Consider the following 14381-nt stretch of genomic DNA (forward strand, 5'->3'; position numbering starts at 1 on the left):
ATCGCTAAAGAGAATCCACACCGGATGCCGACAGGGTGCCTGCACAATAATAAAACTCAAGCCTTGCATTTCTGACGATTTGTGTACACATTTTCCATTCAAACGGAGCTTCGCTATGCCTCAATCCCGGCAACAGACATCTTCCCCCCGCCGTGTCGGTGTACGCGAATTTCGCGGCAACCTGACGTCCTTCCTGAAACAGGTCGAGGATGGTCAGCGGTTTGTTCTCACCTCCCATCATAAGGTCGTCGCGGAAATAGGGCCGCCATCAAAGGATATTGTCGTTCGCAAGCCCGGCGCGTTGCGCGGGAAGATTAAAGTTGCCGAAGACTTCGACACCCTGCCAGCGGATGTTCTGGCCTCAATGGAAGACGAGGCGTGAGGCTACTTCTCGATACGCATGCCTTGTTGTGGTGGCTGAACGACGATGAGAAGCTGGGGAACCATGCGCGTAGCCTTATCGGCGATCCTGAGAACGACGTCCTCGTCAGCTCTGTCTCCCTTTGGGAAATCACCGTGAAGCTGCGGATCGGCAAGCTCGATGCCGATATAGAAGAGATTCTTGCGATCTTGCCGATTCAGGGTTTCTATCGGTTGGATATCACAGACGCACATCTTATCGCTCTTGCTGCTCTCCCGCTTCATCACCGTGATCCCTTCGATCATCTCCTCATGGCCCAGGCCGTGGCAGAGGAGGCGCATTTCGTTTCGCAGGATCAGAATGTTCCGCTTTACGGCATTCCGTTAGTGACTTGCTCGGATCCTGTCGCTTTGTGATCTCCGACGGGCCTGGGCACCGTCGATGAAGCCGCTCCAGTTCGCTCGGTACTGCTGGCTTGCCGGTAGGCAGCGTGCCAGAGGGTTCACTGTCCGGATGAACGAGCGATAACCGGGCAAGCTGGCAAAGATCGCGCATCGGATATCGGGCGCGCGCAGCGCCACCAGATGTTGCCGCACGGTCGGCAAGGGGCAAGACGGTCGCGGTGCCGATCGTTCCGCCCCCGAAGGCATGGCGAGGTGGGAGCCTCATCGCATGTCTTTTGAATCGGGAGCAGTCGCCAGGAGGTGGCGTTGAAGCGGATAGTGGCGAAGGCGCGCACGCGAGGGGTGCGGCGGTATCGCACAGCGCCGGACCGGGCAGCCATGATGGTTTCTTGCCCTTCGATTGCCCCGAACCATTCCCGTTGTATGTCGCTCGTATAGACGGCCGCCTGCTTTTGCGGCCAACCCCTGAAGGGGTAAGACTCGCCCGAAATTTTTGCAAAATTCTATTTCGGTTTCTTGTCTTGGCAGAAAATACAATTTTGCAAAATTTTCTGGCGAGCTGACCGCAGCAGGCGGCCGTCTCTTCGTGCGCCATCGGGAATGGTCCCGAGCAACCGAAGGAGACAATACCATGGCCACCACGATCGCAACCCTGACACAGAAGACCGACGGCAGCCTCGAAGGCGTTTTCGCCACTATCCGGGTCAACGCACCGATCGCCATCGTCCCGAACGCCCAGAAGGCAAGCGAGGAAGCGCCCGACTTCCGCGTCATCCACCGCCGGACCGGCTTCGAGATCGGCGCAGGCTGGAACCGCATCGCCCGCCAGACCGGTGAGGAATACCTCTCGGTGAAGCTGGAGGCGCCCGAGATCGGGGTGATCTTCGGCAATCTCGCACAGGCCCCCGGTGGCGATCCGGCGAAGAAGGTGATCCTCTGGAACAACCCGAACTGAGCGGCAAGTAGCCGGCCCCGAGCGATCGGGGCCGGCTTCGGCATTTTGGCGCTGACCGATCCCCGTGGTCATTGGAGCGGAAGCGGGCATCGAGCCCGCTTCCGCTCCTCTTCGGTGCCAAACGAAACCAAACTCTGTCTGCTCAGTCCGTCCGAGGGTGCCATGGCGGGCCGAATGCCTCAAGGACGAGCGGTTCCCCCAATTTTCAGCCACAGCCCCTGCGGGACCGCGTCAGAAAATCGGCTCCCCCACTCGCCGCCTCCGGCGGTCGCGTTCCGCGCTCCTTGACCCCTCCGGCCCGCCATGACCGCGAGCGGCGTCTTTCACAAACATCAAGGAGATGACTAATGTCGATCGATCAGCACATCGAGGAACTGCGCGCCGAACTGCGGAACGCCGTCCATCGCAACGAGCGCCGCTGGATCGAGAAGGAACTGGCAAAGGCACTGGCCGAGCGCGAGATGCTCTGGGCCGCGCAGGCAGCCTTCCTCAAGAACGAGCCGCCCTTCTAGGGCGGCATCACGCTTCTGGCGCGCTCGGCGGCTTAGCCGTTGAGCGCGTCCTTCACGGCCTTTGCCGGCGTGAAGGTTAGCTTCTTCGACGCTGCGATCTTGATCGTCGCTCCCGTCGCCGGATTGCGGCCTTCGCGCGCCGGCGTCTCTTTCACCTTGAATTTGCCGAAACCCGGCACGTTCGTCTCCGCGCCGCTCTTTGCCGCTTCGCCGATCTGCCGGAACACGCTGTCGACGATAGCTTTCGCCTGTGCTTTGGTCAGGTTCTGTTCGCCAGCGATCTTGTCCGCGATCTCGGTTGCTGTCGTCATGGAAGAAATCTCCTTGCCAGGTTGATGATCCCTTCCTGTATCGCAATCGGCCAGCGGCGATGGTAGGACAAAGAATACGGTACCGCCCTGAATCCACTGGAAATCGACGTTTTCGTCGTGTCACCTGCCTTCAGGTCGTACCATCATCGCGATATCCCCTTCGGCGTTTTGCCTTTTGAAGCCGCATCGCGGCAGTTGCGGCATCGTAGTCGCTGTCGAAGGTTTCGATCTTCGACTGGCCGCTCGTGCCGATCCGGCCCCAATTGCGGATGACCGATGCGCCGCCGAAGAGCGTCGGCTGGATCGCGAGCACATAGAAACGCCGCATGTTCTGTGACGGATCGATGCGGCGAAGATGAACTGTTCCTGTATCCTCATTTTCCATGACCGGAGTCTCGCTTCCTTTGGGAGACCCGTCCAACGACTTCTTTGAATCGATCCGCCCCGACCGATTCATTGCGGTGATGATTGGTGGGTTCGAACCGGTACCTTCGGTCAAGAAGGGTTGGGCGAGACCCCTTGCGGGGCGCGGCTCTACTCACGCCCGAAGGGGCGCTCCCGGAGCCCGCACGCGGTCTCCGCGCATCCGCGTAACGATCCTCTCGCGATGTGGCACGACCAGTAGGCAACTGGACCGTTTGCAGCTCCGTCGCCCCCCAAAAAAAAAGAAAAAGGGCGGCGCCAGAAAATCGGCTCCGCGCTCGCCGCCGGTCAATTAGTGGTCCCTGCCCCCTCTGGGCCAAAATATGATTGCTCTCTGTCTCTCGTCATGCGGACAAAACGTGTCGGGTACGCACCAATCCTTGTGCTGCGTTTATGTCGAAGTTAGACTCGCGCAAACAAGCAAGTAAATCTTACCGTCACGTTCCGCCGGGCGCTTGCCGGGCAGCTTGCAACAGGAGGCGCATCGATGACCGCTGAACCTTGCTCATCCCACCCAGTTGCTGAAGAAACTCACCCAAGTCCCCTTGGGCGTATCGTACGGTTCACGGTGAGGCTGCCCTTTGTCACTTTTGGCGTCATCGTTCGAGGGCTGCTCTACAGCGCATGGTATTTGGCCTTTTATGTGCTCTGTATGTTTCGCCCCTTCACTGGAATGATGGTGCTGGCAGCGATCGTCATGCTGCCAATGTCGATCGTCGTCTTCGCGCATCCCGAGGCTGCCCGTGGAATGCCGTTCTGGGCATTTGGCCTGATGGGGCTTGGCTTTGTCGCGTTTGCGCTCGGTTACACGCTCTTTGTCGACTGGATCACCCCGCCTGGGGCCGAGGATCCCTTCGAACGCTATCGCCGGCGCCCGAGGTGACCGTCTTGTGGATCACTTTTTCGGCGAGGATAAAATACCAGTGATTGTCGCTACGACGATAAGCGCACCGGCTTGAATCAGCACCCAAAAATCCGGCCCGTAGATCATGCACCAAAGGGCGGTAATCAAGCAAACCAGCACGCTGAAGACCAGGCATTTCACCTGCCAGCGAAGATGCTTTCCCCGCTGCGACAGGAGCAGATAAAGCGTGATCGCAATTGCCAGCAGACCGGCAAAGGTAAAGACGAGTTCCATCAAAATCCTTTCTTGTTCAAATTCTTTAAAGGCAAGCCTCACCGTTGGTATGGCATGCCACCATCGACCGCGCGGCCAAGCAGTATCGCCCTGGAATATGTCTTCCTCAGTTCCTTCGAATGGCTGAACTCACGGAAATAAGACAGTCTGTCCCGAAACTCTCCGAGCGTCCACCGCCGAGCAGGTCTGGGCATTTACGGGCCCAGTTTGACGAAACGATTTACTCTTGCCGCTGCATCCATATCCTTGCGCCGGAAGTAAATCGCGCGCCCACAGCGGATCGGGCTGTGCCCTTGCACGATGATGATCTGCTCGTCCTTGCGCATGGACTGCGTGATCTCATGCGGCATGATCAACGGCCGCCTTTGGAAATTGACGTTCTCCGATTTGCGCGACGCGCTGTTTTTCGTATCCCAGCCGATATTGCGCGAGCTTCCCTTTACCTCAACCGTCATCTCGCCGCATTGCGCCGAGACGTTGCGCGCCGTGTCGAGCGCCTTGATCGCCGCATAGGAGGCGAAAGCGCAGCCATCGATCCACGACGTCGCGCCATCCTTCCCGAAATGCCGCTCAAGCTGGCCGACGGACTGGTACATCAGCATCATCGAGATTCCATACTTTCGGCCGCGATCGCGCGCCTCTTCCAAGACGCGCATGTAACCGAGCAGGTCCACCTCATCGAGCATGAACAGCGCCCGCCGCTTGAAGGCTCCATCAGCCTGCGTCATCGCATTGATCAGCGTGCCGATGATGACACGACCGATGCCCGGATAGGAGCGAAGGATCGACGCCGGGATATTCAGGAACACGTCCTTCTTCCCGGCAACGATATCGCTCGATTTGAAGGCGTTACCACAGACGAGCGCCGCATAGCTGTCGAGCGACAGCCATTGCGTATCCTTCGACGCGGTCGAATAGACGCCGGAGAAGGTTTGCTCGGTCATGTTGGTGAACACGCCCAAGGTTTCGCGGATGAAGGTCGAGCCGGAGTTCTCCTGAATGTCGCGCAGCATGGCGAGCACCGACGGCTCGGGCTCGGATACGATCTGGCGCAGGCTGCGCAGGTTTCGCCTTCCGGCGTATTCCGGCGACAGCATGACGTGGGCGAGCAATCCCGTCAGCAGATTGTGCGCCTGGCTCTGGAAGTAGGAGCCGGTCGAGCTTTCGAAGCGAACGCTTTCCGACAGCAGCATATGGGCGACGCCGACGATATCCTCTTCCTTTTGTCTGGATGTCTCGATGCCGTCGAGCACGTTGAAGCCCATGATCGGATTCGTCGGGTCGAGTACCATGACCTCACGGCCGAGGGCGTGGGTGCGGTGTTCGACGACCATTGGTGCAACTTCGGTCGACGGATCGAGGCATATCAGCGGCCCGGTATAGCGCAGCGCCGTCGGCACGACATTGCTGGTGGTCTTGTATCCGCCCGATCCGGCGAAGAAGAGCATATGGGTGGAATCGAAATCTTGATTGTAGGTGAGGAGCGCGGCTTTGCCGCCTTGTCCCCATGTTGAGCGATCGTTCGGATCGAAAGGCAGCTCATGGACGATTTCCTTGTCGACACGGTAGCGCTCGCCGACGACGATCTCACCGTCCGACGGAAAAAGTTTTCCGGCGGCCGACATCGAAAGCCAGTCCGCATCGCCGAAGGTCGCTCGCCGCGCGCGCTTGACCTGTTCGGGAACGACGGTGGAGATGCGGGCCGAGGCCGCAACCGCCATGAAGCCGCAAAGGGCTCCCACCACGGCAACCATGTCGAGATAGGAAAGCGCATGGTCCCATCTGACGAGACCGCGCTCGACGGACGGCGCAAGACGCCCGTATTCCCGCAAGGCATAGAAGCCGACGACGCCGAGAAAGCACAGGAGGCTCACCATGGCGATCGGTCGCCGGCGGTGCATGGGCGAGGCCCATACCGTCAACAGGCCGGCGAGCGGCCCAAACAGAAGCGCCGACAACGGAGCGGCACGCAGAAACCAATATTCGGTCTTCCCAGACATGCCGGTCGCCAATCCCGCCCACCGCCAGCCAACGATATAGCCGGTAATCGCCGTGACGACGATCGGCACGAGCGTGAGCAACAGGCTCGGATGCAGTTTTCCCTTCAACGCCATTCCAGCATCTCCCCGGCGCGCGTGATCTCTCCCTTGAGTGCCGGGGCCGTGAACGCCTCTTCGCCGATATTGCGCAGTCGCCGGTGTTCGGGAGAGCCCGTTGTCACGCGCGCGAGCTCAAGCAGGCCACCGAGCAGGAACGCCCGGTCGGCTTTCGACAGGCCCGCCTTGACGACAATGCCGCCAAGCAGGAATTTTTCGCGGGCCTCCTGTTTGCGGTCAGCCGTCATTTGAAACCGCCTCCGGCGTTCCAGCCCCACTATCTGCCGGTCGACGCGCCGGAGCAGTTGCGCCACCAGAGCCTTTCTTTTCCGCTTTCCGAAATCGCGCGGCGATCTCCTCAAAAATGCGATCGACCTCCTCGTCGGTAATCTCCATCTCCGCCAGCCCCGACTTCGTGGCGGCCCTGGCGAAGCGCTCAGCGGATTTAACTATCAGAGAACGCCTGCGCTCACGCAGCTTCTCGATCTGGGAATCAATATCCAGAATGGATGTTTTTGCGGCCATCTACCTATCCCTTTCCGTCGCGACAATCTTTCGATTTATCGATTATACTAACTAGAATACGATAGTAAAATAAGCTACCTTGCGCAAGTCCCCAAAACGTCGATGCCGGAATTCCGGCCTGGGCCGTCTTCCGGAAAAGCGGCATCGGACCTGCGGTCCGATCGGTTTGAGGGCGCAATATACGTCGCTCGCGCGACGTGCTTGGAAGGTCTGGAGACGACGATGGCGATCATGTTCGTCAGAGCGCAGGTGATCGGAAGGGGAGCGGGACGCAGCATCGTCTCGGCCGCCGCCTATCGTCATCGTGCCCGGATGATGGACGAACAGGTCGGCACGTCGTTCAGCTACAGGGGCGGGGCAGCCGAACTGGTGCATGAAGAGCTGGCGCTGCCGGACCAGATCCCGACCTGGCTGAAGAACGCGATCGACGGGAAATCCGTGGCTGGCGCCAGCGAGGCGCTGTGGAATGCCGTCGATGCCTTCGAAACGCGAGCCGACGCACAGCTTGCCCGGGAACTCATCATTGCCTTGCCGGAGGAACTGACGCGGGCCGAGAACATCGGCCTGGTCCGCGAGTTCGTGGCGGACAATTTTACATCGAAAGGCATGGTCGCCGATTGGGTGTTCCACGACAAGGATGGCAACCCGCATATCCATCTGATGACGGCATTGAGACCCTTGACGGAAGAGGGATTCGGGCCGAAGAAGGTGCCGATCCTCGGCGAGGATGGCGAGCCTCTGCGGGTCGTCACGCCCTACCGCCCGAACGGCAAGATCGTCTACAAGCTCTGGGCCGGCGATAAGGAAACCATGAAGGCATGGAAGATTGCCTGGGCGGACACGGCCAACCGACATCTGGCGTTTGCCGGCCACGAGATCCGTCTCGACGGGCGTTCTTATGCCGAGCAGGGCCTCGACGGCATCGCGCAAAAGCATCTCGGACCGGAAAAGGCAGCGCTCGCCCGCAAGGGGATCGAGATGTATTTCGCGCCCGGCGATCTTGCGCGCCGGCAGGAGATGGCCGACCGGCTGCTGGCTGAACCGGAGCTTCTGTTGCAGCAGCTCGCCAACGAGCGCTCTACTTTCGACGAGAAGGATATCGCCAGAGCGCTGCACCGTTATGTCGACGATCCCATCGATTTCGCCAATATCCGGGCGCGGTTGATGGCTTCGAACGATCTCGTGTTGCTGAAGCCGCAGCAGGTCGATGCGGAAACCGGCAAGGCAACGGAACCCGCCGTTTTCACCACGCGTGAGATTCTGCGCATCGAATACGACATGGCGCAGTCCGCGCGCGCTCTTGCCGATCGCAACGGATTCGCCGTCTCCGCCGCACGAGTGGCCGAAGCGATAAGAACCATTGAGACCAAGGATGCTGAACGGCCGTTCCAGCTCGATCCAGAGCAGGTCGATGCTATCAGGCATATCACCGGCGACAATGGCATTGCCGCGGTTGTCGGCCTGGCCGGCGCAGGCAAGTCGACACTGCTTGCCGCAGCGCGCGTCGCCTGGGAAGGCGACGGTCGCTGGGTCGTCGGTGCGGCGCTTGCGGGCAAGGCGGCCGAAGGGCTGGAGGACAGTTCCGGTATCAAGTCCCGAACGCTTGCGGCGCTTGAACTGGCATGGGCCAGCGGCCGGGACCTGCTCGAACGCGGCAACGTGCTTGTGATCGACGAAGCCGGAATGATCTCTTCGCAACAGATGGGGCGGGTGCTGAAGGTTGCCGAAGATGCTGGCGCCAAGGTCGTTCTGGTCGGCGACGCCATGCAGTTGCAGCCGATCCAGGCGGGAGCGGCGTTTCGGGCGATCAGTGACCGCATCGGTTTTGCCGAACTCGCCGGTGTGCGCCGCCAGCGGCAGGAGTGGGCGCGCGAGGCCTCCCGTCTCTTCGCGCGCGGCAATGTCAGGGATGGTCTCGACGCCTATGCGCAGCAGGGCCGCATTGCGGAGACCGAGACCCGCACAGAAATCGTCGAACGCATTGTCGCGGACTGGACCGATGCTCGCCGCGAGCTTCTTCAGAAGACCACAGAGGGAGGAGACGCACCGCAGCTTCGTGGTGACGAACTGCTGGTTCTGGCGCACACCAATGATGACGTGAAGCATCTCAATGAATCCCTACGCAAGGTGATGATGGAGGAGGGGGCGCTGACCGGCGCCCGCGAATTCCAGACGGCGCGTGGGGTTCGCGAATTTGCCGCCGGCGATCGGATCATCTTCTTAGAAAACGCCCGTTTCCTCGAGCCGCGTGCGCGCCATCTCGGTCCGGAATATGTCAAGAACGGCATGCTCGGCACGGTCGTTTCGACTGGCGACAAACGTGGCGGGGCATTGCTAAGCGTTCGTCTCGACAATGGCCGTGATGTGGTGATCAGCGAGGACAGCTATCGCAATATCGATCACGGCTATGCCGCGACCATTCACAAATCCCAGGGCGCGACCGTCGATCGGACCTTCGTGCTTGCTACTGGCATGATGGACCAGCATCTGACCTATGTGTCGATGACGCGTCACCGGGACCGCGCCGATCTCTATGCGGCGCGCGAGGATTTTGAACCGAGGCTGGAATGGGGACGAAAGCCGCGTGCCGATCATGCCGCCGGCGTCACCGGCGAACTGGTCGAAACCGGCCAGGCGAAGTTCCGACCGCAGGACGAGGATGCCAAGGAAAGCCCTTATGCCGATGTGAAAACCGACGACGGTGTTGTCCATCGCCTCTGGGGTGTCAGCCTGCCGAAGGCGCTGGAGGAGGGCGGTGTCGCTGAAGGCGATACCGTCACGCTGCGCAAGGATGGCGTCGAAAAGGTCAAGGTAGAGGTCACCGTCATCGATGAGCAGACTGGAAAGACGCGAACCGAGGAGCGGGAGGTCGAGCGAAACATCTGGACCGCGGAACTGAAGGAAACCGCCGAAGCCCGCGAGCAGCGCATCGAGCGGGAGAGCCACCGGCCGGAACTGTTCAATCAGCTTGTCGACCGTCTCGGCCGGTCCGGCGCCAAGACCACAACGCTCGATTTCGAAAGCGAGGAAGGTTATCGCGCGTATGCTGAGGATTTCGCACGGCGGCGCAGCATCGATACGCTCGCCGGGATCGCGGCCGGGATGGAGGAGGGCGTTTCGGGGCGGCTGGCGTGGATTGCGGAAAAGCGGGCGCGGGTGGTGAAGCTTTGGGAGCGGGCGAGCGTGGCGCTCGGTTTCGTGATCGAGCGGGAGCGGCGTCTCTCGTGCAGTGAGGACCGCACCGAAACCCTGGCAGCGGAGATTCGGGTAATCGGCAAATATCTGATCCCACCCACTACCAGGTTTGCCCTCAGCGTCGATGAGGATGCGCGACGAGCGCAACTCGCTTCGCAGCGATGGAGGGAGCGGGATGCGATCCTGCGACCAGTGCTCGAAAAGATCTACCGCGATCCCGAAGAGGCACTTCTCCGTCTGAACGCGCTGGCATCGAACGGAAAGACCGAGCCGCGCGCGCTTGCTGACAATCTCGCTGCAGCACCTGATAGGCTTGGCCGCATTCGCGGCTCCGATCTTATGGTCGATGGCCGCGCCGCCCGCGACGAGCGCAATGCCGCCACGGCTGCACTTTTGGAATTGGTGCCGTTGGCTCGGGCCCATGCGACGGAATTCCGTAGGCAGGCCGAGCGCTTCGGTATTCGCGAGGAGCAGCGGCGCGCGCATATGTCCCTGTCGATCCCGATGCTGTCGAAGCCGGCAATGGCGCGCCTCGTTGAAATCGAGAAGATCAGAGAACGGGGCGGAGGCGATGCCTACAAGACTGCTTTCGCCTACGCCGTCGAAGACCACCAACTGGTCCAGGAGATCAAGGCCGTCAACGAGGCCCTGACCGCACGCTTCGGCTGGAGCGCCTTCACCACGAAGGCCGATGCGGTTGCCGAGCGCAACATGACCGAGCGCATGCCGGAGGATATCGCACCCGAGCGCCGGGAAAAACTCCTCCGCCTGTTCGCCGTCGTCAGGCGTTTTTCCGAGGAACAGCATTTGGCCGAAAAACAGGACCGTTCGAAGATCGTTGCCGGCGCAAGTGTCGAAGTTGGCAAGGAGACTGTGCCCATGCTGCCGATGCTCGCCGCCGTAACCGAGTTCAAGGCGCCGGTGGAAGACGAAGCGCGCAACCGTGCCGGCGCAGTCGCGCACTATCGTCACCATCGCGCCGCCCTCACCGAGACCGCGGCGCTCATCTGGCGCGACCCCGCGGGTGCAGTGGGAAAGATCGAGGAGCTTGTCGGAAAAGGCTTTGCCGGTGAGCGGATCGCAGCGGCGGTCAGCAATGATCCTTCTGCCTATGGTGCGTTGCGTGGCTCCGACCGCATCATGGACAGGATGCTCGCCGCCGGTCGCGAACGGAAGGAAGCCCTCCAGGCTGTGCCGGAAGCGGCAAGCCGCGTGCGTTCGCTCGGTACGTCGTGGGCCGCTGCCTTGGATACGGAGACTCGAGCCGTCATCGAGGAGCGCCGGCGCATGGCGGTCGCCATTCCCGGTCTGTCGCAAGCGGCCGAGGACGCGCTCCGGACATTGGTGGCGGATGCAAGAAAGCAAAAGAAGGACAAGGACAAGAACGCCAGGCGCGATATCGCCGCGGGTTCGCTCGACCCGCGCATCATCAGGGAGTTCGCCGCTGTCAGCCGGGCGCTCGACGAGCGTTTCGGCAGGAACGCCATCCTGCGTGGCGAGAAGGATGCCGCCAATCGTGTTCCACCCGCACAACGCCGTGCCTTCGACGCGATGCGGGAGCGCCTGCAGGTTCTGCAGCAGGCGGTACGAACAGAAAGCAGCCAGGAGATTATTGCTGAACGCCAGCGGCGGGCTATCGATCGCGCGCGTGGCGTCACCCGATAGGCATTTTGGAGAACGAAAGGAAGTCCAACATGGCAGACCAGGAAACCTCTTACGACGCGATCATCCGTGCGGAAATTGCGATCGAGATCCTCAACCAGTCGCGCGCCATCGTCACCGCCCGCGTCTATCAGCTTGAGGACACGGATCCCGCTGCGGCCGAGACGCTGCGCCGGCGCCGGCGCGATCTCATCGAATTGCAACAGAGTATCCGCGTCGCGGACCCCGCCACGGTTGAGGACCTCATCACCGTGTGGGGACCGCGCGTGCAGGACGAGACCCGCTTCTGGGCGGAGTTCTGATCATGGCGGAGGAGGTTTCCGGGCCGCTTTCGCCCGAGAGGAATGAAAGCATTTTCCGCAACGACATTGTTCCGGATTGTCTGCCGGATGCGATGCGCGCAGTTGGCCGGCCACGGCTTATCCTGCTCGGCGGTCAGCCGGGCGCGGGCAAGACGGCGGTTCTGATCGCGAGCCATGCCGAGTTCGAACAATCCGGGTCGACCGTCCGCATTGTCGGTGATGATCTCAGATCCTATCATCCGCAATTCCTCGCCTTTCAGCGTCAGGACCCGGAAACCGCCTCGCAGTTCACGCAAGCGGATGCCGGCCGCTGGTCGGAAAAGCTGCTGATCGCCGCGGCCGAGCGTCAGGTCAACATCGTCTTCGAGACAACGATGCGTACCCCGGAAAATGTCGCCCGTGTGATCGGGATGGCGCGTAGGGCCGGATACGAGGTCGAGGCCCGCGCCGTCGCTGTCAATCCGCGCCTGAGCTGGCAGGGCAACCACTATCGCTTCGAGGAGATGCTGCGGCTTGGCGATGCCGCGCGCATTCCGCCAGAGCATATCCACGATGCCGCGGTCGATGGCTTGCGGGTCAGCCTGGAAAAGGTCGAGGCCGAACGGCTGGCGGACCGGGTACAATTGCGCACACGTGGCGGCACGGTGCTCTATGACAATGAGACCCGCAATGGCGAGTGGCAAGAACCTCCCCGCGCGCGGCAGGCGCTGGAGGCGGAGCACACCCGGCCGATGACCCGTGGCGAGCTGCAGCGCTTTGCCGACGACTGGAGCTATGTTCTCAGCCGGATGGAAGAACGCAACGCTCCGGATGAACGCATTGGCGCAGTGAGGAGGCGCGCCGCCGAGGATGTAAGCTTCCTGCTCGCCCAACGGCGTGAAGCCGATGGTGAGGAGCATTCGCGCCGAGGGAGGGCGATTTTCCAGCGACAGGCCGATACGCTTAACCTGTTCGTCGAACTCTACGACAATACCATCCGCGATGCAGAGCGCCGGCCGGTCGGCAATATCGAGGCCCACGCCTTCGGCCGCCTGACCCAGACCTATATGGCTCTCAAGCTGATCGAGGCGGCTCGGGATCTCGGCCTCTTGCCGGAAGACGGCAAGATCGTTGGGACGCGCGCCATGGTTCAGGACAAGCGTGGATCGCAAGAGTTCCCGTCGGCGCACCGCTTGCCGGCGGATCTCGCCGTAGAAACGCCGGACGGATCGCGCCGGCGGCTCACGGACTATCTTGAAGTCGCACTGAACCGTGTTGTGGTCGATCGTGACGTATTCAGCCGGACCGACCGATTGTCACGCATGGCCAATGTCGTGGACTCGTGGCTCGAAGCCGGTGGGATGAGAAAAACCCTTGCACGTGCCGCCAACGCCGTCGCCACGGGTAGTCAGTCGGCCGATAGTGCGATGGCTGAGATGGTCGAGCCGGGTTATGCCGCGGCGATCGTGCATGCGCGTCATCGCCTGGATCGGAATATGGCAATCGCCGAGCGGGCTGCTATTGCCACTGCGATCGTGGATACGAGCGGAGAGCCGTTTCGCGCAATGCGGGACGATCTTCGACTGCGCACCGCCGATCTCGAAAATCGCGCTCGGGCAAAAGCCATGATGGACGCGGTGCTGGTCGAGACGGCGCGTCATCGGCACCTTGATCCGGAGCATCGCAGAGCAGCCGAAGAGTTCATTCGCGGGATTGGCGACAACGAGCGCAATCTTGGTACGAGACGCTCGCCGGATCGGAGCAAAGGGCCGTCCGATCCACTGGTACCGGCGCGAAACCTGCCTGATCTCACCGAGCCTGAGATCAGCGACCGCCTGTATGGTGCCTCGCGGTTGGCTGGCAAACGCTCCGAGATCGAGAACCTGTCACGGCTGGTATATGGCAACAGTCAAACTGTCTCGGCATCCCTCGACAGCATCACCGATGCGCGCAGTGGTGCAACGGCTGCTGACGATGTTCGTACCGGCCGCCTTGGCGACCTGGCCGGGCAGGGGCGAACATGGTTGCGCGGGCCGAGCCCTGAGCGGCAAACGGCAGAAGCCAATGCGCCGCGGCTTGCGACGGCCCTTGCCGACTATGGCCTGGCGGTGGATTTCGAGCGGTACCAGATCGTCACACAACATCGCGAGGAGCAGGCGAGGCAGCGTGTGGAGATCCCGCGTCCGTCGTCGGGCCTCTCCGAGGTCTTGCGGGCCGACAGCCAGGAGCAGCGTCGCCGATTGGCCAGCGACCCTCCGCTGCGCCGTGAGCTCGAATCTTTGACGCTAGCAATCACTAAACGGCTCTCACCTGTGGAAAAGATCGACCTGAAGGATGGCAACACAGCCAGATTGGCTTCGTTCCTAGGGATATCGCCGGAGCAGGCAACAGCGTTGCGTGGTGTCTACGAGCGCGCGAGGGTGGTGCAGGAAAGGGCGATGCGGCAAAACCACGACCTTTCCCGCACAAATCAGCTCGATATCCAACGTTAGCGCTTGGGCACTCACCCATAGGCCCT

14 protein-coding genes are annotated in these 14381 nt (G+C 61.4%); 8 read left to right on the forward strand and 6 right to left on the reverse strand.

What is annotated here, in order from left to right; genetic code table 11:
- Window positions 1-115: 115 nt before the first annotated feature.
- The 4 genes from ACQZ40_RS16605 (at window position 116) to ACQZ40_RS16620 (ending at window position 2232) form a co-directional block, all read left to right on the forward strand.
- Entirely contained in the window at window positions 116-382 is a 267-nt protein-coding gene (locus ACQZ40_RS16605) for a type II toxin-antitoxin system Phd/YefM family antitoxin (RefSeq protein WP_080855055.1), read from the forward strand.
- On the forward strand, window positions 379-777 hold the full coding sequence (locus tag ACQZ40_RS16610) for a type II toxin-antitoxin system VapC family toxin (protein ID WP_142914045.1): 399 nt from the start codon (window positions 379-381) through the stop codon (window positions 775-777). The genes ACQZ40_RS16605 and ACQZ40_RS16610 overlap by 4 nt, the downstream gene beginning before the upstream one ends.
- 619 nt (window positions 778-1396) lie before the next feature.
- Window positions 1397-1720 carry a DUF736 domain-containing protein gene (locus tag ACQZ40_RS16615; RefSeq protein ID WP_080855056.1) on the forward strand — a complete coding sequence of 108 codons (324 nt, stop codon included), beginning with the start codon at window positions 1397-1399 and terminating at the stop codon, window positions 1718-1720.
- A gap of 347 nt (window positions 1721-2067) precedes the next feature.
- A complete protein-coding gene (locus ACQZ40_RS16620; RefSeq protein ID WP_162854308.1) occupies window positions 2068-2232 on the forward strand; it encodes a hypothetical protein in 165 nt (54 codons plus the stop codon).
- A gap of 32 nt (window positions 2233-2264) precedes the next feature.
- Here the strand turns inward: ACQZ40_RS16620 and ACQZ40_RS16625 are convergent, their stop codons facing one another.
- Both ACQZ40_RS16625 and ACQZ40_RS16630 read right to left on the reverse strand, forming a co-directional pair.
- A complete protein-coding gene (locus tag ACQZ40_RS16625) occupies window positions 2265-2543 on the reverse strand; it encodes an HU family DNA-binding protein (protein WP_142781645.1) in 279 nt (92 codons plus the stop codon).
- A gap of 130 nt (window positions 2544-2673) precedes the next feature.
- Window positions 2674-2928 (reverse strand): WGR domain-containing protein, encoded by a 255-nt coding sequence (locus ACQZ40_RS16630; RefSeq protein WP_142914046.1) that lies wholly within the window; start codon window positions 2926-2928, stop codon window positions 2674-2676.
- Window positions 2929-3453: 525 nt separating this feature from the next.
- Between ACQZ40_RS16630 and ACQZ40_RS16635 the strand changes: the two genes are divergently transcribed.
- Window positions 3454-3849 carry a hypothetical protein gene (locus ACQZ40_RS16635; protein ID WP_244614290.1) on the forward strand — a complete coding sequence of 132 codons (396 nt, stop codon included), beginning with the start codon at window positions 3454-3456 and terminating at the stop codon, window positions 3847-3849.
- A 12-nt stretch (window positions 3850-3861) separates the two neighbouring features.
- On the opposite strand, the gene ACQZ40_RS16640 is transcribed toward ACQZ40_RS16635, so the two are convergent.
- The 4 genes from ACQZ40_RS16640 to ACQZ40_RS16655 form a co-directional block, all read right to left on the reverse strand.
- A complete protein-coding gene (locus tag ACQZ40_RS16640; RefSeq protein WP_142914047.1) occupies window positions 3862-4104 on the reverse strand; it encodes a hypothetical protein in 243 nt (80 codons plus the stop codon).
- Between the two features lie 194 nt (window positions 4105-4298).
- Entirely contained in the window at window positions 4299-6218 is a 1920-nt protein-coding gene (traG, locus tag ACQZ40_RS16645) for a Ti-type conjugative transfer system protein TraG (RefSeq protein ID WP_142914048.1), read from the reverse strand.
- Entirely contained in the window at window positions 6209-6448 is a 240-nt protein-coding gene (locus ACQZ40_RS16650) for a conjugal transfer protein TraD (protein WP_142914049.1), read from the reverse strand. Before ACQZ40_RS16650 ends, traG begins: the two co-directional genes overlap by 10 nt.
- Window positions 6438-6725 (reverse strand): TraC family protein, encoded by a 288-nt coding sequence (locus ACQZ40_RS16655; RefSeq protein WP_142914050.1) that lies wholly within the window; start codon window positions 6723-6725, stop codon window positions 6438-6440. The genes ACQZ40_RS16650 and ACQZ40_RS16655 overlap by 11 nt, the downstream gene beginning before the upstream one ends.
- Window positions 6726-6947: 222 nt before the next feature.
- On the opposite strand from ACQZ40_RS16655, the gene traA reads away from it, so the two are divergent.
- The 3 genes from traA to ACQZ40_RS16670 are packed head-to-tail and all read left to right on the forward strand — an operon-like array spanning window position 6948 to window position 14355.
- Window positions 6948-11585: a Ti-type conjugative transfer relaxase TraA gene (gene traA / locus ACQZ40_RS16660; RefSeq protein WP_142914051.1), complete on the forward strand. Its 4638-nt coding sequence runs from the start codon at window positions 6948-6950 to the stop codon at window positions 11583-11585.
- A gap of 29 nt (window positions 11586-11614) precedes the next feature.
- Window positions 11615-11884, forward strand: coding sequence for a hypothetical protein (locus tag ACQZ40_RS16665; RefSeq protein WP_142914052.1), 270 nt, complete (start codon window positions 11615-11617; stop codon window positions 11882-11884).
- A 2-nt stretch (window positions 11885-11886) separates the two neighbouring features.
- Window positions 11887-14355, forward strand: coding sequence for a zeta toxin family protein (locus ACQZ40_RS16670; RefSeq protein WP_142914053.1), 2469 nt, complete (start codon window positions 11887-11889; stop codon window positions 14353-14355).
- Window positions 14356-14381: the final 26 nt, after the last annotated feature.

It is taken from the genome of Agrobacterium sp. 16-172Ci (assembly GCF_053522725.1).